Annotated in this window: 20 protein-coding genes and 1 tRNA gene; 12 read left to right on the top strand and 9 right to left on the bottom strand. The window is 55.2% G+C overall.

What is annotated here, in order from left to right; all coding sequences use genetic code 11:
- Window positions 1-27: 27 nt before the first annotated feature.
- Together HY751_13570 and HY751_13565 are read right to left on the bottom strand one after the other, a co-directional pair.
- Entirely contained in the window at window positions 28-1,173 is a 1,146-nt protein-coding gene (locus HY751_13570; GenBank protein MBI4667426.1) for an MBL fold metallo-hydrolase, read from the bottom strand.
- Window positions 1,174-1,319: 146 nt separating this feature from the next.
- Window positions 1,320-1,943 (bottom strand): hypothetical protein, encoded by a 624-nt coding sequence (locus HY751_13565; GenBank protein ID MBI4667425.1) that lies wholly within the window; start codon window positions 1,941-1,943, stop codon window positions 1,320-1,322.
- A gap of 174 nt (window positions 1,944-2,117) precedes the next feature.
- Here HY751_13565 and uvrC point away from each other — a divergent pair, with 174 nt between their 5' ends.
- From uvrC to HY751_13550, 3 genes are all read left to right on the top strand, one after another.
- Entirely contained in the window at window positions 2,118-3,944 is a 1,827-nt protein-coding gene (gene uvrC, locus HY751_13560; GenBank protein ID MBI4667424.1) for an excinuclease ABC subunit UvrC, read from the top strand.
- Window positions 3,945-4,304: 360 nt separating this feature from the next.
- Window positions 4,305-4,664 (top strand): hypothetical protein, encoded by a 360-nt coding sequence (locus HY751_13555; GenBank protein ID MBI4667423.1) that lies wholly within the window; start codon window positions 4,305-4,307, stop codon window positions 4,662-4,664.
- A gap of 577 nt (window positions 4,665-5,241) precedes the next feature.
- On the top strand, window positions 5,242-5,607 hold the full coding sequence (locus HY751_13550; protein MBI4667422.1) for a transposase: 366 nt from the start codon (window positions 5,242-5,244) through the stop codon (window positions 5,605-5,607).
- A gap of 109 nt (window positions 5,608-5,716) precedes the next feature.
- Here the strand turns inward: HY751_13550 and HY751_13545 are convergent, their stop codons facing one another.
- Window positions 5,717-6,172, bottom strand: a complete 456-nt coding sequence (locus HY751_13545) for a GNAT family N-acetyltransferase (GenBank protein MBI4667421.1) — start codon at window positions 6,170-6,172, stop codon at window positions 5,717-5,719.
- Window positions 6,173-6,226: 54 nt separating this feature from the next.
- Window positions 6,227-6,421, bottom strand: a complete 195-nt coding sequence (locus HY751_13540; protein ID MBI4667420.1) for a 50S ribosomal protein L28 — start codon at window positions 6,419-6,421, stop codon at window positions 6,227-6,229.
- Between the two features lie 85 nt (window positions 6,422-6,506).
- On the opposite strand from HY751_13540, the gene HY751_13535 reads away from it, so the two are divergent.
- The gene (locus tag HY751_13535) at window positions 6,507-6,725 is read left to right on the top strand and encodes a DUF1858 domain-containing protein (GenBank protein MBI4667419.1); all 219 of its coding nucleotides are present in this window, start codon (window positions 6,507-6,509) and stop codon (window positions 6,723-6,725) included.
- A 42-nt stretch (window positions 6,726-6,767) separates the two neighbouring features.
- Here the strand turns inward: HY751_13535 and budA are convergent, their stop codons facing one another.
- The 3 genes from budA to HY751_13520 are packed head-to-tail and all read right to left on the bottom strand — an operon-like array spanning window position 6,768 to window position 8,976.
- Window positions 6,768-7,541: an acetolactate decarboxylase gene (budA, locus tag HY751_13530; GenBank protein ID MBI4667418.1), complete on the bottom strand. Its 774-nt coding sequence runs from the start codon at window positions 7,539-7,541 to the stop codon at window positions 6,768-6,770.
- A 35-nt stretch (window positions 7,542-7,576) separates the two neighbouring features.
- The gene (locus HY751_13525) at window positions 7,577-8,479 is read right to left on the bottom strand and encodes a M48 family metalloprotease (protein MBI4667417.1); all 903 of its coding nucleotides are present in this window, start codon (window positions 8,477-8,479) and stop codon (window positions 7,577-7,579) included.
- Window positions 8,476-8,976, bottom strand: a complete 501-nt coding sequence (locus HY751_13520) for a hypothetical protein (GenBank protein MBI4667416.1) — start codon at window positions 8,974-8,976, stop codon at window positions 8,476-8,478. The genes HY751_13525 and HY751_13520 overlap by 4 nt, the downstream gene beginning before the upstream one ends.
- A 172-nt stretch (window positions 8,977-9,148) precedes the next feature.
- Between HY751_13520 and HY751_13515 the strand changes: the two genes are divergently transcribed.
- Genes HY751_13515 through HY751_13490 form a run of 6 tightly spaced genes read left to right on the top strand, consistent with a single transcriptional unit; the run spans window position 9,149 to window position 15,055 of the window.
- Window positions 9,149-9,709, top strand: coding sequence for a cytochrome c3 family protein (locus HY751_13515; GenBank protein ID MBI4667415.1), 561 nt, complete (start codon window positions 9,149-9,151; stop codon window positions 9,707-9,709).
- Between the two features lie 12 nt (window positions 9,710-9,721).
- Window positions 9,722-11,884: a molybdopterin-dependent oxidoreductase gene (locus tag HY751_13510; GenBank protein ID MBI4667414.1), complete on the top strand. Its 2,163-nt coding sequence runs from the start codon at window positions 9,722-9,724 to the stop codon at window positions 11,882-11,884.
- Entirely contained in the window at window positions 11,859-12,578 is a 720-nt protein-coding gene (locus tag HY751_13505; protein ID MBI4667413.1) for a 4Fe-4S dicluster domain-containing protein, read from the top strand. The genes HY751_13510 and HY751_13505 overlap by 26 nt, the downstream gene beginning before the upstream one ends.
- Window position 12,579: 1 nt before the next feature.
- Entirely contained in the window at window positions 12,580-14,049 is a 1,470-nt protein-coding gene (gene nrfD, locus HY751_13500) for a polysulfide reductase NrfD (GenBank protein ID MBI4667412.1), read from the top strand.
- Window positions 14,046-14,564: a DUF3341 domain-containing protein gene (locus tag HY751_13495; GenBank protein MBI4667411.1), complete on the top strand. Its 519-nt coding sequence runs from the start codon at window positions 14,046-14,048 to the stop codon at window positions 14,562-14,564. The genes nrfD and HY751_13495 overlap by 4 nt, the downstream gene beginning before the upstream one ends.
- The gene (locus tag HY751_13490) at window positions 14,561-15,055 is read left to right on the top strand and encodes a cytochrome c (GenBank protein ID MBI4667410.1); all 495 of its coding nucleotides are present in this window, start codon (window positions 14,561-14,563) and stop codon (window positions 15,053-15,055) included. Before HY751_13495 ends, HY751_13490 begins: the two co-directional genes overlap by 4 nt.
- Window positions 15,056-15,101: 46 nt before the next feature.
- On the opposite strand, the gene HY751_13485 is transcribed toward HY751_13490, so the two are convergent.
- Both HY751_13485 and HY751_13480 read right to left on the bottom strand, forming a co-directional pair.
- Window positions 15,102-15,389, bottom strand: a complete 288-nt coding sequence (locus tag HY751_13485; protein ID MBI4667409.1) for a GIY-YIG nuclease family protein — start codon at window positions 15,387-15,389, stop codon at window positions 15,102-15,104.
- A gap of 145 nt (window positions 15,390-15,534) precedes the next feature.
- Window positions 15,535-15,609, bottom strand: a tRNA-Thr gene (locus tag HY751_13480).
- 675 nt (window positions 15,610-16,284) lie between these two features.
- Between HY751_13480 and HY751_13475 the strand changes: the two genes are divergently transcribed.
- Window positions 16,285-17,103, top strand: coding sequence for a hypothetical protein (locus HY751_13475; protein MBI4667408.1), 819 nt, complete (start codon window positions 16,285-16,287; stop codon window positions 17,101-17,103).
- A protein-coding gene (gene prfB, locus HY751_13470; GenBank protein MBI4667407.1) for a peptide chain release factor 2 occupies window positions 17,103-18,240 on the top strand; the annotation gives its coding sequence in 2 pieces (ribosomal slippage) (window positions 17,103-17,171 and window positions 17,173-18,240; 1,137 coding nt in all). Before HY751_13475 ends, prfB begins: the two co-directional genes overlap by 1 nt.
- The last annotated feature ends 403 nt before the right edge of the window (window positions 18,241-18,643 follow it).

Here is an 18,643-nt window from a genome sequence, read left to right as displayed (position 1 = left end):
TTCAACATTCCAGGTTGGGCGCCGGTATCAGCGGTGACGCGCCTCCGCCGCCGATTCAACGGCGCAACGGTTCCGGCCCAATTCCCAGCGTTCCTTGGTTTCTTCATCGGGCTCCACCTGGCCCAGGTTGGCGTGCCGCATGTTCTGGTAGTCCTCCGGCTCCGCTGGAAGGCACGAAAGAATTTTGGCGGCAAAACGCTCCTTGTCCCCGATGGTGAGTAGCGGGTTGGTCTTTCGAAGCGCGCCCAGCGGCTTTATAACGCGCCACCGCTCATCCATCTCCATGGTCCCGGTGGTGTGAGAGGGGGCTATTAGCACATCATCGCCAAGCTTTTCAAATTTGCGTATGGTGTCCCACAGGTTGTAAACCCATTCGGAGGCGTGGCCCCCCAGGTCTGGCCTGCCCATGCTGGAGAGAAAAAGTGTGTCTCCAGTGAAAAGCAGTTTATCCGCGAAAAGAAAACATGTGGAGCCCGGCGTGTGCCCCGGCGACGCCATCGACACCACCTCGATAGTCATTCCGCCGATGGTGTAAACTTCGCCATCCCCGGCGGGCAGGCACGGCGTGGTAGCCAAATCCATATCCGCCGAACCTGCCCGGTATTCCGCCCCCGCAACCTGGGCCAGGCTATGTCCGCCAGAAATGTGGTCGGCGTGCAGATGGGTGTCGAACACGTATTTTATTTTCACGCCCCGTTCTTTGGCGGCCGCCAGATACTGTTCCACATGCCGCGCCGGATCTATCACCACCGCTTCCGCCCCGGAAACCAGAAGATAGGAAAGGCACCCTTTCCCCACCCGGTTGAACTGTATCACCTCCGCTCCGTTTCCGGCCCAAACGGGTGTGTTCACGTATAGATTGCCCCAGGCTTTCATGCCTCCAGCCACGTTGACGGCGGTTATGCCTTTGTCTTTGAGGATATTCGCAACATAGGCGCTGGCGCCACCCTTGGCGCAAAGGGCCACGATTTCCCTGCCCTGGGGCACTTTTCCGGCAGACTCGTCTGGCGTCTCGATAAAATCTATATACGGGATGTTCACCTGGTCCCTTATAAAATCCATCCTCCAGCTTGCGTAATCATCAGGATTGCGCACGTCCAGAAGTAGCGGTTCAAATCCGTTTCTCAACCGGCCCAACAGTTCAGCCGGGGAGATTTCCGTAGCGTCGGGCATTGTTTTTCCCAAAATTGTTTTTCCAATTGATTGATGATTTCAAATGCATGCAAGATTCCGGTTTGGAGGAGGCGCCAGGCGGAATGTTTAACAATCCGGGACTTGAATGGACAAATGGCCGGTTTGGAAGCCGGCCAAAAGGAAATTTAGCCCGCGCTTCCCACAGGGGCGGCCAAGGCGCTCAATGGGCCCTCGCCTTGGGCCTGCTCTGTTACAGCGCCTGATTCCGCCGCCTGCTGGGCCGCCAGGGCTTGTGCCTCCGAGTCCAGCTCCGCCTGAATAATGTCCAGCCGCTCCCGTGCGGTTGCATTACCCGGATTGAAGTCCACCGCGGCGCGATAAGCCGTCAATGCTTGCTCTCGGGAGCCCATCAGCGAGAACGCCATGCCTTTTAAAGTTTGTAACCGGTCGAACATCTCGGGGTTGGCCGTGTTTACCACCAAAGCCTGTTCCACAGTCTGCAACATTATCTCCCCGGCCCGGTCACCATACCACCGCTTCATTTCGAAGGGGAGCAGTTCATAGGCCAGTTTCTCATCGCTTACAAGCCGGTTGAAAAGCCTTTCAGCCTCGGTGGTGTGAAGCACATCATGATCGCCAACGTGGTAAAGCGATGTCCGGCCGCTGTGGAACGCCGGATCGAAATAGGTAAACGCTAGCGCGGAACAACCGACGATGATGGAAATCACCGCGGTCACTGGAATCTGGAAAGCCTCCATCATGTAAGCCTCCTGGATGATCCCCTGGTATTTAGACTGTTTGTTGAGCAATGGATGTGCCAATATGACTGAACGGGTAAGGATTGTAGTTTCAATGCGTTTAAAACGCAAGTGGAATTTTTCGTTTCTTTTTCACAGTCGTAACTCCAATTTTTGTAGGACGTTACCACCTTTTTTTGAGCGGCGCGGTTTCGGCTTGTTTCGTTGCGAATGTATAATCAGGGTATGAGTGACCGGTTTGGGCATCTAAAAGAAATCCTGGAGAACATGCCCCAGGAGCCAGGCGTTTACATGATGAAAGACGCCGATGGCAAAATCCTTTACATAGGCAAGGCCAAATCCTTGCGCAACCGTGTGCGCTCGTATTTCCAGGAATCCGCAACCCACACCCCAAGAATCGCCCACATGGTGGAACGGGTGCGGAGCATCGGTTTCATGGTGACCGCCACGGAGGTGGAGGCGCTGGTGCTGGAAGACAATTTCGTCAAAAAGCATCAGCCCCGTTACAACGTGATGCTCAAGGACGACAAGAACTATCCATATATAAAGATAACCTTGGACGAGGCTTTCCCCCGCATCTTCATGGTGCGAAGGGTGGATAACGACAAGGGTATGTATTTCGGCCCATACGTTTCCGGCAAGGCGGTGCGTTCCACCCTGCGGCTCATCCACAGGATTTTCCCACTGCGCCAGAGTACCGACATTCTGGACGGCAAACCCTTGCGCCGCCCATGCCTGAATTACCAGATGAAACGATGCCTGGCCCCTTGCGCGGGATTGGTGGACCGCGAGGAGTATATGGAGCTTGTCAACGAGGTGGCCATGTTCCTGAAGGGGAACAACGCCGGGCTGTTGGACGCGCTGGAAAAAGGGATGCTAGCCGCGGCGGAAAAGGAATATTTCGAGACCGCCGCCAGGTATCGCGACCAGATCGCCGCCATTAAAACCCTGGCCGAGAAGCAAAAGATCACCTCGCCGGATCTGGGCAACCTGGACGCGCTGGGGATTTACGAAGAGGCTGGCAAGGCCATGATAAAGATATTCCAGGTGCGGCGCGGGAAACTGAACGGGGAACGGCATTTCATTTTCGACAAGGTGGATAGGGCCGACCGGGCGGAGGCGCTGGGCGCCTTCATCCGCCAGTTCTATGCGGAAGGCATGGAGATACCGCCGGAAATCCTGACGCCGGAGCCGCCTGATGGCGTTGAAGCGCTGGAGGAACGCCTGACAGCGGTACGGGGCGGCAAAACCCGCATATACACCCCGGTGAAAGGCAGGAAACGCCAGATTCTTAACATGGCCGAGCGCAACGCCAAGATGAACCTTGGCGCCATAATGAACACATCCAAAAGCCGTGGCGAAGCGCTGGAGGAAATCAGGGCCACCCTTGGCCTTCCTTCCGCGCCAATGACCATGGAGGCTTACGATATATCCAACACAAGCGGCCTTTCGGCGGTGGGCTCCATGATAGTTTTTAAAGACGGCGCGCCTTCCAAGGATGATTACCGCAAATACAAGATTAAATCCGTTACCGGCCCGAACGATTACGCCTCCATGGCCGAGGTGATAATGCGGAGGTTTTCCAAATTGGCCGAAACCGGCGAGCCTTTCGCCGACCTGTTGATAATAGATGGCGGCAAGGGGCAGGTAAACGCGGTGATGGAGGCGTTCCGGTCCATGAACATCACGCCGCCGCCGGTGGTGGGCATCGCCAAGGGCGCAGACAGGGAGAACCCTGAAAGCGACGAGTTTATATTGCCGGGCCGGGCGGAGCCTGCGCCGTTCCCCCCCACCTCGCCGGGCAGGTTTTTACTGCAACAGGCGCGGGACGAGGCGCACCGGTTCGCCGTGGCCTATCACAGGCAAACGCGGGACGCGGCGGCGCGGGAGTCTTCATTGGACAACGTGCCAGGCATAGGCCCCCGGCGCAAAAAACTGTTATTGACGAAATTCGGATCCGTCAAACGCGCGCGGGAAGCCGCCCTTGAGGACTTGATGGAAACGCTGAAAGTTTCCGAAACCGTGGCGAGAAGGATAAGGGAGAACCTTTAACGCTTCCCTGAGGTCACGCCCCTTAAATGTTTCTCGAAGTAGCCAGCCACGGTTCCTTTCCCAGCCTTGAGAAGGCGGGGTGGCCAAGGCAAAGCATGAGCCAGGGCGTTTCGCAATATCGGCGTTACGACGATGCTTCCCCGTGGTCGCCCGACCACGGTTCCTCCTAAGTATCATAATTTGACTATTTCCACTATTGAGGCATACATTTTACCAATAGGGGAAAGGCGCATATTTTTTACGCCTTATGCGGGACATTGTTTGGTCTCTTAACCAGCGGAGGCGGATATGGTTCCCACAAGAAGAAAGTTTCTAACCACGGCTTTAGGGCTCGCCGCTACCACCGGCGGGTTATCATTATTGATTCATGCATGTGGAGGCTCATCGGGTTCATCATCCACAGACACATCCTCCAACGAAACGCCGGATACAGGTGGCGACACATCCACACCGGAACCGCTAAGCGCCTGCGAAACAAACGGAACCACGGCAACGGTAGGCACGAACCATGGTCACCCCTCGCCGTCTATCCCAGCCGCCGACGTTACTGAGGGAACGCTAAAAACATATCAGGTTGGCGCGGGAAGCGCAGGCCATACGCATTCGGTAACGGTTCCCGCCGCATCGTTCGACACACTGCAAGCGGGGACGACAGTAGTTATCACCACAAATGCGGACAATACGGGCCACACCCACGCCATAACCGTGGCCTGCGCGTAAACGGAGTCATATTGTAGGGGCAGGGCAAGCCCTGCCCACTTGGGTGGCAAATAGCGGCTCCCGGTAATATCATCCCTGCAACACGGCGGCATGAGCAGGCATCAGAACCTTAACGCAGAAATGAATAGAGGCCACGATGCCGGATCAAGTCCGGCATGACAAGCCCACCAAGTGATTACCGCTTCGCCGAAGACACCCTTTACATGCTTCCCCAGCGTCACGCCAAATACGCTTCGCCGAAGTCGCCTGACCTCGGGCTCCTTTATGCTTCCCCGAGGTCGCCTGACCTCGGTTTCTTTTTCCCCGCCTTAGCAAGGCGGGGTGGCGAAGGCTCAGCCTGAGCCGGGGCGGTTCTACCGCTGACAATACGATAGAGGCGTGGCGGCGTAGCTTGTCGAGCCACGAACCATGACCAGGGCGCGTCCGCATTGGTTCCGCTTGTAGCGCGGGCGGATTTAAAACCCGCCCCTTCGCGCGACGCCTTCCCCACCGCTTCCCCGAGGTCACACTATATATGCTTCCCAGCGTCACGCCTAGAGCATTTTAATATTTCATAGATACTGTGTATAATTTATGGATGAAACCAATATCCATAGATTTGCGCCGGAGGGTGATCGAGTCGCGTAAGGAGGGTGAGTCCTTGGGGCAAATAGCGGCGCGTTATAAATTGCCCAAGGCCACAGTGCAACATCTTGTAGAACATTACCACGCCACCGGTTCGCTGGAGCCCAAGCCGTCTGATTGCGGGCGCAAACCGGCGTTTTCCGGGGACGCGCTTAGCAAGCTGGAGGCGGATGTTCTGGCCAATCCCGACGCTACACTGGCCGAATTGCGCGACCGGAGCGGCCTGAAAGTTTCGCTTGTGGCCGTTCACAACACTCTGCGGAAGGCGCTGGGTTTCACTCGAAAAAAAAGTCTCTACATGCGAGCGAGCAAGAACTAGCCGATGTGAAGGAGGGCCGCGCCTTGTGGAAGGAACGGATCGCCAGGGTAGATGTTTCGCTCCGCCCAGCATGACAATAAGCGGTAGCCAAATAGCTAGCGGCTGTGATCTAAAAATCCAGCCGCTGGTACCGCTCCAGTTCCATGGAAACAAAGCCCATCTTGCCGTAGAAGGCGAAGGCGGGGCTGTTGGCCTTGTCTATGTTCACGCTAACCCTGGGCGCGCCCAGCTTTTTGGCCGTGTCGAAAACGCCGTTCATGAGGATCCGGCCCACCCCGTTTTGCCGGTGGGCCCGGGTGATGATGAAATCGTCTATATGTATGGTCATGGCGCCATGATAGGTGCTTACCATAAGTTGCAGATTGGCGAAAGCCACCACGTCACTTGTATGCTCCACCACTAACAGGCGGGACAAATGCGGGTTGTCGAGGGCCATTTTTAACCCGGCTGAATGCGTGTCCGGCCGGGGAGTGAACATGGATTCGATGGAATAAAGCTCGCACAGCAGGCGGACGATGGCAGGGATGTCGTCAAAAGAGGCCTGGCGGATTAGATAACCGGACATTTTTTTAAGCCCAGTGAGGCCCGGCCCGCGCTTGATTTGCCGGGCCGGAAAAACTTACGCGGGTTTTTTAACCTTGCCGGAGGTGATGCAGTCCACACAAACGGTGACCCTTTTCACACCGCCATTGGCCGTGACGGACCGTACCGATTTAAGGTTCGGGTTCCACCGCCGCCGGGTGACGTTATGGGCGTGGCTCACGTTGTTGCCGAACATCGGCTTTTTCCCGCAGATCTCACATTCTTTAGCCATGTAACGCTCGCAAAAAACGGTTCAAAATCAAAAATAGTAATGTTAGCATGTATTGTGACTTTGGCAACTGTTTTTTGAAAGTGTCATGGAAAAAATAAGTAAAGAATCGGTACTGCATCAGCTCATGCGGGAACACCCTTCCGCCATCAAAGTGTTTGATTCTTATGGGATGGGCTGTAAATCCTGCGGCGGAGCCAAGCTTGAAACCGTGGAATGGGCCGCCACGATGCACGGGTTGGATACCGCCGAGTTTCTAAAACGGCTAAACGACGAAGCCTCCCGCGAAGGGGCCAAAGGGAAGTAACCCCAAGCGTCGGGTTGAGGGGGAGCTTTCTGGAGATGCGCCCTACTTCTCCGGCGCGAAACTTTTTGAGTATTCCCCGGCTCCGGCCAAATCCGCCTGGTTAAAATCGGCGTTGTAGAACAACTTTACCGTGTGGCGGCTGGCCGTCGAAAGTTTGGCCGTCAGGCTCACCGCCCGCAAATCCAGCGCATGTCCGCCCCGCTTCCGGTCTTTTGTTAAATAATGTAGATGCCAGCCGGGCACGTTCACGCTCTTCATATACGAGGGGAACCTGAACCCCACCAGCGTCCCCTCCACGCTTTCATACGTGAATACGGTCTGCTGTTTCACCACATCGTTCAACGTGGGGTATGGCCGTTTCTGGCCGGGAACGCTCCGGGCTTTCAGGTATTCGAACTTGCCGTCTATCCGCACGGCGTAGATGGCGTTTAACGTGGGCAACGCCTTGTCCAGCTGGGCGGCCATGTTCGTGAAACTCTCCACACTGGCAAGCTTCACCTCCCGGTCCGGCGCAAACATTGTCACAGTGGCGAATGGTGTTTTCAATGTGTCACCAGCGGGTATGGCCACCCCGTCGCTTTTAATCTGATAAACAACGCCGTCCGCCACGGCCATTTCGCCATCCAGCCCGTTGAACGTGCCGATGCCTGTGTCCCCTTCTCTCTTCAACTCGCCGATAGTAACGTCCCCCTCAAGCACCCCCACAGACAGGGCGTTCACCACCCCAACCTGATAGACACCGCTATCGCCCCCGGCGGCATATCCGGATAATCCAAAACAGATTATTAACGCGACGACCAGTTTCTTGGCGGACAAGGCGCGCCTCCCTAAATTACCAGTCAAGCCAATGTTCATTTAGCCGCAAACGCCTTGAACCTTTGCTCCCGCGCAGGCTCGTCTACCGCTTCGTATTTGTTTTTCTTTATAAGCTTCTCGCAACTGGCCAGCCTGTCCGCGGCGGGCGGATGCGTCTTGTAAAATCCCGTTTCCCCGGCTCCCTTGGCCTCTTCGGCCAGCGTAGCAAGAAACTGCGCCAGCCCCGCCGGGTTGTAGCCAGCCTTCCATGTTGTTTTCAACGCCTCCTCATCGGCCTCAAACTCCTGCGAGCGGGAATATCCGTTCACCACCATCTTGTTCACGATGTCATCTATGGTCCCCTCGAACGCGGCGGTAAGCTGGGCCACCTCCGCCGAGGAATATTCTTTCACCGCCTCGGTCCCGATTATGGTGAACGCCTCGGTGAGGCGAGAGGATTTAATGGCCGACAACCCGTGTTTGAGCGTCACATGACTAATTTCATGCGCCAGCACCGCCGCCAGCTGTTCCTCGGACTTCACCCGCGAATAAAGCCCCGTGGTGATGAAAATGAACCCGCCCGGCGCCGCAAAAGCGTTTATCTCGCCGCTATTTATCAGCATGAAATGGTAGCCGCCGAAAGTTTCCGGCTGGGTGGAGAACCGCGCCAGCGTTTGCCCAAGGGTGTTTATGTAACCCGTCCGTCTCTTGTCATCCACCGGTTTGTACTGGCTAAGGATTTTCGCCGCCACCGACCGGCCAATGTAATATTCCTCCTCCTCCGTAAGCTCGGAGAAACCTTTGCGAAGGGCCGTGGCGGTCTTGATTATGGCGTCTTTCTTCTCCAGCCCTTTCATAATGATGCTTCCCCAGTCCTGGGAATCCGCCGGGCCTGCCAATAACAGGGCCAATCCAACAGCGAAAATGCCTGCTAGCGGGCGCAAATTAAATTTTTTCATTTGCCCGTCTCCCTGGAAGCGAGTTTGCCATCCTTCACGAAGGCGGCAACTTTGGAATCCTCCACCGTTATCTTCTCCATCCTGTCCACGGCGGCGAAATCCAGCGATGGGTTCTTTTTCTTATACTCGCTCTCCACCTGGGAGTTGAATCCCTTACCGGCCAGGGCCACCTCTTCCTGGGAAACCTTGGAGGCGTCATCCCCGCCGAAAAGAGAGGGGCCTTTGTCCTTAACCTCCATCCCCACGGCGGATTTATGTATCCAACCGTTCTTGCCGGAGAAAGCGACCTTTATCCATCCGCCGCTTTCCTCCAGAACTTCCAGCCGGTCCTTGTAAACCGCTTCCGCCACGGTGGGCGCAAAAAACTGTTTATCCGCCCGGATGGATGTTTTTTTAACGGTGACAGCCACCACTTTGGACGCGGCGCCGGAGATGGCCGGGAAAAGCATGGATATGAAGGCCAGGGCCAGAAACGCGAATAGCTTGATGGTTTTCATACATCCCCCTGGTAACTAAAAAAATCATAGAGTAGGCCACGCTCCTTTGCAAGCCGCAAAGCCCATCCATTGTAGCGGCGCAAGAAGAAGCTTGCATTGATATACATTTAATACTATTTTCGTAAATGTGCGCTTGCTCTCGCGGTGTAACGCTGTTTGAGGGAGATTGAGCATGGGGCGCCGGGCGTTTCTTTACCGTTTTAGGCCCAGGTCCGCCATAGCCCGTGGGCTTGCCGGAGCTGGCCTCGCCGGGGCGCTCGCCGTGGCGGCGGTTATGGGCTTTATATACCACGCGCCGGTTTATCCCCCTTCTTTTTCCCCTCCCGAACAACCCATCCGGTTTTCCCACAAGCTTCACGCCGGCGATCTGGAGATAGATTGCCAGTATTGCCACATCTACGCCGCCAAGGCGGAATTCGCGGGGGTTCCGCCACTCACCAAGTGCATGAATTGCCATGTAAACCTGACCATCAAAAAAGAGCCCGTCCGAAAACTCAAAACCCTCGCCGAGAGCAAAGACTCGGGCCAATGGATAAGGATATATAAACTCCCAGACCACGTATGGTTCAACCACAAGCGGCATATCGCAAAAGATATAAAGTGCGCCGTGTGCCACGGCCCCGTTGAGACCATGGAGGTCACTTACAAGGCCGTAACCCACCAGATGGGGTTCTGCCTGGATTGCCATCAGGGGAAAAACGCCCCCACCGATTGCTGGACATGCCACACCTGACATGAGGAATTTATGGACAGACGTTCGTTCCTGAAAATCGGTGGGGCCATCGCCACCGCGGGAATAACCGGCGGGTGCGGGCAGATGGCGCAATCCATCATCCCCTACGTAACACCGCCGGATGAAGGGATAAACCCCGTCGAGGGGGAATACTATTACACCGTGTGCGGGATGTGCGGCTCCGGTTGCGGAATCATGGTCCGCACAGTGTCGGGCCGCGCGAAAAAAATCGAGGGCAATCCATCCCACCCGGTGAACCACGGCGGCGTTTGCGCCATGGGCCAGGCGGCGGTCTGGCAACTGTACCACCCTGAGCGAATAAAGACCCCGTTGAAACGCGATGGCGCCAAAGGCTCCAACATCTTCACGCCTATCTCATGGGATGAGGCGCTGGGGTTGCTGGCGGAAAACATGGAAAAGGCAAGGGGAAAAGGCTCCTTCGTGATGGCCGATGACCATTCGGACGTGGTGGCTATGATAGCCACGCGGGTTCTGCAACAGTTGGGTTCGCATGATTTTGCGGTTCCCGTGCTTGGCGGCAAGCTAATTTCAGCGGACGGCCCGCCTGTTTATTTCGATCTATCCAAAGCCGCCTGCGCGCTTCTGCTTGGGGCGGATATTTTTGAAAACGGTTTCTCGCAAGTGCATTTCGGCCACGCTTATGGCCAGCTTCGCCGGGGCGACCCCACCAGAAGAGGGATGATGATATACGCCGGGCCGCGGTTATCCATGACCGCCGCCTCGGCGGACCGGTTCGTGAGCGCGAAACACGGTTCGTTAGGAACGCTTGCCCTGGGTATCGCCGCAAGGCTTATACATCTGGCGCAAAACGAAAACGCCGCCACAGATTCAACCATGCTTTCATGGATGAAACGGCTCGATGGATTAACGGTGGAATCCGCTTCGGAAAAAAGCGGCGTCCCCACCGAAACGATTTTGGAAATAGCGTCACAGCTTTTCAATCACGCCCCGGCCATCGCCATCGCGGGGGACGACGTAACGGCCCACTCCAACGGAACGCAGGGGCTTGAAGCCGTGGATTTCTTAAACAGCATTTTGAGTCATCTATCCGGCGCGCGGCGCCTGTGGCGGGAAGAGCCGCCCATCTACCGTAAGATGAGGGAATTCGCGGCTGTTCCCTCTAATGCCACGGATTATTCCGCGACGAAAGAAATCATCGCCAAAGCCGCCCGGGGTGAGATGTCGCTGGGAATGATATTAAACACCAACCCGGCCCATAACCTGCCTGGAGGCATGAATTGTTCCGGAGCGCTGGAAAAAACAGGGTTCGTGGCCGTTTTCGGATGTTTTCTGAACGACACCACCCGCCATGCGGACATCGTACTGCCCTCCAACCATTTCCTTGAATCATGGTCGGCCCAGGTAACCATATCCCCAAGCGGAATTCCGGTGTTCAACGCCCGGCAACCGGTGGTGAGGCCGCTTTATTCAACGGCCCAACCCGGCGACACATTGCTCAGGGCCGCCGCAATGGCCGGTCTGCCGGTGGAGGTGGAAAGCCAGGAGGCTATGGTCATGAAGATCGTGGAGAAGCTACGCCATGAATGGTCTGGAGCGCCATCAACCCTTACTGCGAAAGAAGCCTGGGAATATCTGCTTCAAAGGGGCGGCTGGTGGCCGGAGGTGAATAGCCATGCGCAAGCCCAGGCCCATACGCCACGGAACAGCGGCCCCATTGCGATAGAGGCTCCGGTTTTTTCAGCAAAACCCGGCCATACTTTCCATTTGCATCCATATCAAACCATGCCCATTGGAGCCGGGGGGGCCGCGAACATGCAATGGCTCCAGGAAATGCCGGAACCCATGAGCACAATAAGCTGGGGCCATTGGGTGGAGATAAACCCCAAAACCGCCGTGGAGCTTGGCGTTTCCAACGGAGACATTCTAAAGATAGAAACTCCCCACGGCGCGCTGGAGGTTCCGGCCTATCTTTACCCCGGCGTGGGGCCGGACACGCTGGCCATTCCATTCGGATACGGTCATGAATCATTCGGCAAACACGCCAGCGGCAGGGGAGCCAATGCGATGAAACTCATTGAAGACACAAATTGGCGGGGCGTCATGGCGAAGATAACGAAAACCGGAAGGAAAACCGAGTTTGTGATGGCGGGCAACCCGAGAGGTGATTATGAGGGTAGAGTCTTTCAACTATAGCCACGACAACTCCCACAAATGGGGGATGGTGATAGACCTGGACCGGTGCAACGGGTGCGGCGCCTGCGTAATGGCCTGCCAGGCGGAAAATAACGTGCCCGTGGTGGGGGAGGATGTGGCCCGGCAAAAACGGACCATGGCATGGCTGAGGGTGGAACGGTATTTCGAGGGGGAATGGCCCAACCTGCGGGTGGTGTTCCTCCCCATGCCCTGCCAGCATTGCGCCAACGCCCCGTGCGAATCTGTATGCCCCGTGTTCGCCACGTATCATAACCCGGAAGGGCTCAACGCGCAGGTTTACAACCGGTGTATAGGCGTCAGGTTCTGCGGCAACAACTGCCCATACGGCGTGAGGAAGTTCAACTGGTTCGATTACAAGCTTGAACAACCGCTGGAACAGCAGTTGAACCCGGATGTCACCGTGCGCCAGCGGGGTATTATGGAAAAATGCACCTTCTGCATGCAGAGAATACGACGTGGCAAAGACCACGCCAAGGATGAGGGACGTAGCGTGATGGATGGCGAGGTAACGCCCGCCTGCGCCCAAACCTGCCCCACCAACGCCATCGTGTTCGGGGATTTGAACGACCCTAAAAGCCGCGTGGCGGCCCTTGCCGCCAGCAAGCGCCGGTTCCGCCTGTTTGAAGACCTGGGCACGGAACCGTCTGTGATCTACTTGAAGGGAGGCGCGTAACATGCCCATCCCCATGGATGAAAAAGACAACTGCGGCAAGCTCCCCAGCTTTGAGGAGCTGAGGGAACTGGCGGCCCGGAAAAACATACAAGCCGGGGCCGACATAGACCTGAACATGCCAGAGGGGTGGCTCAACCAATATTCCCTGAGCCCCATGTTCTTCACCACCAGGGCCTATTTCATATTCACCATCGCCGCCGGTATGGTGGTGGCCTGGGCTATTGCGCTTTGGGGTTACCAGATTGTAAAGGGCATGGGGGTGACGGGCCTGCGGCACCCCATATTCTGGGGCATTTATATCGCCTCGTTCGTGTTCTGGGTGGGGCTGAGCCATTCGGGCACTATAGTATCCAGCCTGCTACGGCTAACCCGGGCCCACTGGCGAAGGCCTATCCTGCGCGGGGCGGAGGCCATGACGGTGTTCGCCCTTATGGTGGCCGCGCTGTTCCCGCTGATACACATGGGCAGGGTGTGGCGGGCTTATTACATGTTCCCGTTATTCAGCCAGCGTGAGCTTTGGCCCAATTTCAAAAGCCCGCTGGTGTGGGACATGATGGCCATATCGGTGTATCTGGTTTCCTCCGTAACATTCCTGTATGTGGGGCTTCTGCCGGACATAGCCCTGGCGCGCGACATGTGCCCGCAATTCGACTGGAGAAAGAAGTATCTCACCGTGCTGGCGCTGGGCTGGAGAGGCTCCCACCGGCAATGGATGGCCCACGAGAGGGCCTCCACCCTGCTGGCGGTGTTCATACTGCTCATAGCCCCGTCGGTGCATACAATCGTCTCCTGGGATTTCGCCATGAGCATAACCCCCGGGTGGCACACAACCATCTTCGGCCCCTATTTCGTGGTGGGGGCAATTTATTCCGGCGTGGCCGGGGTGATAGCCCTGATGATACTGTTCCGGTGGATTTTCAAGCTGGATGAAATAATCCGGCTTGTGCATATTCGCAACCTGGCCAAGTTGGAGCTGGCCATGGCCATCATCTGGAGCTATTTCTATTTCGTGGAGTTTATAACCACCTGGTACGGCCACAAGCCTGCCGAATGGCGCATATGGGAATACCAGTGGGAACGGTTCCCGCATCTTATGGTAATCATGCTGGGGGGCACTGCCGTCGCCATAGCCGCCCTTTCCTTCAACAGGGTGCGCAACAGCCCACTTTGGCTGTTTATCATCACAATGCTAATCAACGTGGGGATGTACATCGAACGCTACCTGATATTGGTACCTGTCCTCACCCACCGGGACAACCCGTACATGTGGACGGACTATCTGCCCAGCATAGTGGAAAAATCCATAGTGGCGGGGTCTTTCGCCTTTTTCTTCCTGTTGTACGCGGTGTTCTCCAAGCTTCTGCCCGTTGTCACCGTGGCGGACATCAGGGAAGGAAAATTTATCAGCGGCGACCTGAGGATAGGCAACACCTACGTGCGCGTCCACGCCGACGCGGAGGAGCAGTCATGAGCTTCACGGTGCTTGGATTGTTCGATAACGTGGAAGACACCGCCAGAATAATGAAGCCTCTGGAAGCCATTTCGACGCCCCATGACGACATAAGGCTCCTCTCCGTGGCGCCTTACCCTGATGGAGCCCTGTACCACGACAAGACCCGCATGCCCATGTGGCTTTTCGCTTTGGCTGGCGGTGTGCTGGGTTTCATGCTCGCCATAACCGTGGCCGGAGGAACCCAGGCGGCCATGAACCTCAACGTCAGCGGAAAAAGTATTGTGGCGATACCCCCGGTGGCTATCGCATGTTATGAGTTTTCGTTGCTTGGCGCTGTGCTGGGAACATTTTTTGGCATGCTGTGGTATGCGGGCCTGCCGGACTGGAACAAGCTGGCCTACGACGAGACGATAAGCCTTAGCATGATAGGGATACTGGTAAATTGCGAAAGCGAGGCTGTGGCGGACAAGGTGGAGAAAATCATGGAAGACCTGGGCGCGGTGAAAACAAAAAGAGGGAGGGATGACTTTTGAGGAAATCCGCCTTCGTCATGCTGGCGCTGGCCCTGTTTGCGGGCTGTGAAAATGTGGATAAAAACCTGCATGAGCAGATTTATGTGAAAATCCAGAAATCCCCCAATATCATTCCGCCGGACGGCGCCGTGCCGGTTTTAGGCTCCAGACGCAAAGTTGATTACTCCGCCGCGGACCCGGCCAGGTTGCATCCGCCGTTTCCTCTGGATCAAACCGCCGCCGGGCGGGGAAAGCGCCTTTTCGCCATATACTGCGTTCCTTGCCACGGCCCTGCGGGAGAGGCGGATACCAGGATCGCCAAGAAAATGGATACCAAACCGGCTGATCTTACCAATGACAGGTCCATGACCCTGACCGATGGGGATATTTTCGTGAAAATCCTGGCCAGCGACCTTACCATGCCTCAATACCGCAACGAGCTGGAAGACGCCCAGGCGTGGGATATTGTGGCCTATGTGCGAATACTTCAGGCAAAACAAGGGATGGAGTGAATTCACCTGAATGCATATTTTGCGGCTCCAGTATGTAATACAGGTGTTATACAGCCCCCTGATTTGCCTCTATCAGCGCCAGCTTCTCCGCCCGCGAAAACGCTTTAATCTCCCTTTCACGTTTCAACGCGGCGGACTTATCGTGGCAGGCCTCCACAAGTAGTAGCTCCACAGGCCCGCGTGACCGGGTGTATTTGGCCGCCGTTCCCGAGTTATGGGCCACAAGGCGTTTATCAATATCGTTGGTGACGCCAGTGTAAAGCGTGCCATCCGAACATCGCAGGATGTAGCACAACCAGGCTTTTTTCCGCTGGGTAGCTCCAGCTACTTGCACAGGATGTTTTGGTTGCTTTGGCAATATGGCCTAGCCTATGTGAGAATAATCCGTTGGCGGGTGAATCTAAATAATAACTGGGACAAGATTGCGTAGAGAGCAGACATAGATCCAATTGATATAAACTATTAACCAATTGAAAAACTGGAGCCGGTGGTGAGGATTGAACTCACGGCCTGCTGATTACGAATCAGCTGCTCTACCACTGAGCTACACCGGCGGCGCGGGAAAAACAGGGTTGAATTTTATCAAATTCCAAGGGTTAGGGCAAAACATTAAGCCCGGAAAGTTGATGTTTAAGATTTTCAGTCCAATTGGCGCCACGATTTCACCGCACCGGGCAGTGGCGCCACGTTTTCGTGGCATATACAAACCCATTATTATTCAGTTGGTTACAAAAGACCAAAGTTGATTGAATAAATTCACCGCACTCTATCTAGACATTTGTCCAAGAAAAGGAGAATAGCATTTTTTCTTATCTCATTGTTTTTATTGGCAATCATAGCAAGAATCAACATTGGCACGGCTTATGCTAATTTTGTATGGCAAGCCGGCACTCCGTAAGACGGACGCCTCATCCTCTTGCGGGCCTCTGTAGCCAGAGGGATATAAACTCTGGAAGTGGCTTCTTCGGCTAACTTAAGGCCTGGCGGTCTCGACTACTCCTCGTCGAGACCGCCTTTTTTTTGCCCCTAACTTTCAGCCAATCAATTGTAATGATTGCCATTAACTATGGCCTTCGACAAGTTTTCCAAAAACCGTTAAATTATACCGGAATTTGGAATTTTCGCTGGGTTTTAGGATTGACCTTGGTAGGGCCATCTGCTATTCTTCAAGGTGATAGCTGTTGAAAATCAACTATTAACAGTCACAAACATACTCTACGCGGAATTAAATGGGTGAGGTAAAAAACCAGCTTTTTCTTGAGCATATCAATAAAAGTCTGGAGCAGGTTCGCGCCGAGTTCCGGGGGAAATTCACCCCTAAAAAGGACAACCGTTTCTTAATCAAGGGTATAACTTACGAAGTTAGCCCCTGTGACATCAATGGAAATGACTACGCTTTTGAGATAAGCTCCAAGATACCCCAAGACATTTTCCCGCCCAGGGCTAATCTGGACGCAAGCAAAACCAAATACTTCAACGAAGTTATAAAAATCTTAAACAAGCTTCCCAAACGTCCCGCGGAAACCAAAATGGAGAACATCATCCACGGATCGTTGGATGTGGAGTTAAAGGAGCGGGATTATGTAAAGCTCCTTTACAAATATAAAGACTCCGAGCTGTACACCATGGATGAGGTGGCCAAGCGGCTTAAAGGTTATATATCCAAGGGCGCTCCCATACCTGATGTGCCTGGAGTGGCCACGCCAGTAGGCAAAATGGTGATCCACGTCCTTGAGGAATCCATCAAAAAATCCGCCAGGCAACACGTGCTGGATTTGGTGGAAGCCAACGAAACCATAAAAAAGGCCACGCTGGCCAAAACCGGCGGCAAGGTTACTCCGGAGCCTAAAAAGCCCGCCGCCTCTAAACCGGTTAAGGCTGTCAAGCCAGTGAAAAAAGCCGCCAAGCCAGCCGCAAAAAAGGCGAAGGCCAAGACGGCGCCAAAAGCTAAACCCGTGGCCAAAAAAGCCAAACCGGCGAAAAAAACCGTGGCCCGGAAACCAGCCGCCAAGCCAGCCGTTAAAAAAGCTAAATCGAAGAGGAAGTAATGAACGAGGATTTTTCCGCATTATTGGAACAGACCCGGGCCAAACTCACCAGGCTCCGAGGTCATCTTTGACATAGAATCCAAAACCGCCGAACTGGCCTCGCTCGACAAGAAAATAGCCTCACCCGGTTTTTGGGACAAGCCCGAAGCCGCCCAGCCTTTCCTTAAAAAGCGCGCCGCGATCATCAGGACCCTCGACGGGTTTAACGCTTTGTCCAAACGGCTTGCTGACCTGGACGAGTTCGCCCAGATCGTGGATCCCCAGGCCGAGCCGGAGCTTTTCGCCGAAACCTGTAAAGACGCGAGCCTGCTGGCCAAGGAAACCGAAAAGGTGGAGATCGCCGCAATGCTTTCCGGCGAGCACGACATGGACAACGCCATCGTGGAAATCCATCCGGGCGCCGGAGGCACCGAGTCTCAGGACTGGGCGGAGATGCTAATGCGCATGTACCTGCGCTGGGCCGAGAGGCGGGGATACAAAACACAGATTGTGGACCTGCTCCCCGGAGACGAGGCTGGCGTTAAATCCGCCACGTTCATCGTGCAGGGGGACTACGCCTATGGATACATGAAAGCCGAGGCGGGGGTGCACAGGCTTGTGCGCATCTCCCCTTTCGACGCCAACAAACGCAGACATACCTCTTTCACCTCCGTGTCCGTAACGCCGGATATAGAAGACGACATCGAGGTGGTGATAAAGGAAGAAGAAATAAGGGTGGACGTTTACCGTTCCTCCGGCGCCGGGGGGCAGAGCGTAAACACCACCGACTCGGCTGTGCGCATTACCCACATCCCCAGCGGCATCGTGGTGGCCTGCCAGAACGAGCGGAGCCAGCACAAGAACAAGGCCTACGCGCTGAAAGTGCTAAAAGGCAAGCTGTTCGCCATCGAAGAGGAAAAACGCAGGCAGAGGCTGGACGGCATCACCGGCGAGAAGAAAGGCATCCAGTGGGGATCCCAGATCCGCTCTTATGTACTGCAACCATACCAGATGGTAAAAGACCTGCGGACGAGGATAGAAACCGGCAACGTCAACGCCGTGCTGGACGGGGCGCTGGATGAATTCATCGAGGGGTATCTTCTAAAAGGCCCCGCCAAGGCCGGGGAAGATGCGGTGGAGGAGTTGGAGGATATTTAAACCCGCAGGCCCATGGCAATTCCACAGCCATGGCCTTAGAGCAACCTCCTGTCCTAACCTCAAATAATAGGTGGTGTCCCGGTTTGAAAGTACAGGGGAGATTCTTCACTTACGCTCAGAATGACAATATAAAAGCCGCTGATAACATTGTCATCCTGAGCGAAGCGCAAGCGAAGTGAAGGATCTGTCTATTATTTGAGATTCAAACTGGGACACCACCAAATAATCCCATTTGTTCCAAACGCCCCGCGAAAAAGATATAATTTCCCCAGGGGTTACAGTTGCGGTGGTATATGCGCCCGCGATTCAGGTTGAACGCTCTTTGAGTCAGGTCAATCGAGAGAACCATAAACTATGAACGGGCAGGCGAATTCTCCCAGAAACGGCAAAAGTTCACGTCCCG

The organism is Nitrospinota bacterium, assembly GCA_016208975.1.
Classification (GTDB): Bacteria; Nitrospinota_A; UBA7883; order UBA7883; family JACRLM01; genus JACQXA01.
Note: the sequence above shows the minus strand (reverse complement) of the source record. Positions and strands in the feature narration are given on the sequence as shown.

Bases quoted from the DNA above. Each gene is read 5' to 3' on its own strand.
- HY751_13505 (MBI4667413.1), top strand. From the start codon at position 11,859: ATGAGGGTAGAGTCTTTCAACTATAGCCACGACAACTCCCACAAATGG.
- HY751_13515 (MBI4667415.1), top strand. From the start codon at position 9,149: ATGGGGCGCCGGGCGTTTCTTTACCGTTTTAGGCCCAGGTCCGCCATA.
- HY751_13535 (MBI4667419.1), top strand. From the start codon at position 6,507: ATGGAAAAAATAAGTAAAGAATCGGTACTGCATCAGCTCATGCGGGAA.
- HY751_13475 (MBI4667408.1), top strand. From the start codon at position 16,285: ATGGGTGAGGTAAAAAACCAGCTTTTTCTTGAGCATATCAATAAAAGT.
- uvrC (MBI4667424.1), top strand. From the start codon at position 2,118: ATGAGTGACCGGTTTGGGCATCTAAAAGAAATCCTGGAGAACATGCCC.
- HY751_13570 (MBI4667426.1), bottom strand. From the start codon at position 1,173: ATGCCCGACGCTACGGAAATCTCCCCGGCTGAACTGTTGGGCCGGTTG.
- nrfD (MBI4667412.1), top strand. From the start codon at position 12,580: ATGCCCATCCCCATGGATGAAAAAGACAACTGCGGCAAGCTCCCCAGC.
- HY751_13520 (MBI4667416.1), bottom strand. From the start codon at position 8,976: ATGAAAACCATCAAGCTATTCGCGTTTCTGGCCCTGGCCTTCATATCC.
- HY751_13545 (MBI4667421.1), bottom strand. From the start codon at position 6,172: ATGTCCGGTTATCTAATCCGCCAGGCCTCTTTTGACGACATCCCTGCC.
- HY751_13540 (MBI4667420.1), bottom strand. From the start codon at position 6,421: ATGGCTAAAGAATGTGAGATCTGCGGGAAAAAGCCGATGTTCGGCAAC.
- HY751_13495 (MBI4667411.1), top strand. From the start codon at position 14,046: ATGAGCTTCACGGTGCTTGGATTGTTCGATAACGTGGAAGACACCGCC.
- HY751_13525 (MBI4667417.1), bottom strand. From the start codon at position 8,479: ATGAAAAAATTTAATTTGCGCCCGCTAGCAGGCATTTTCGCTGTTGGA.
- HY751_13550 (MBI4667422.1), top strand. From the start codon at position 5,242: ATGAAACCAATATCCATAGATTTGCGCCGGAGGGTGATCGAGTCGCGT.
- HY751_13510 (MBI4667414.1), top strand. From the start codon at position 9,722: ATGGACAGACGTTCGTTCCTGAAAATCGGTGGGGCCATCGCCACCGCG.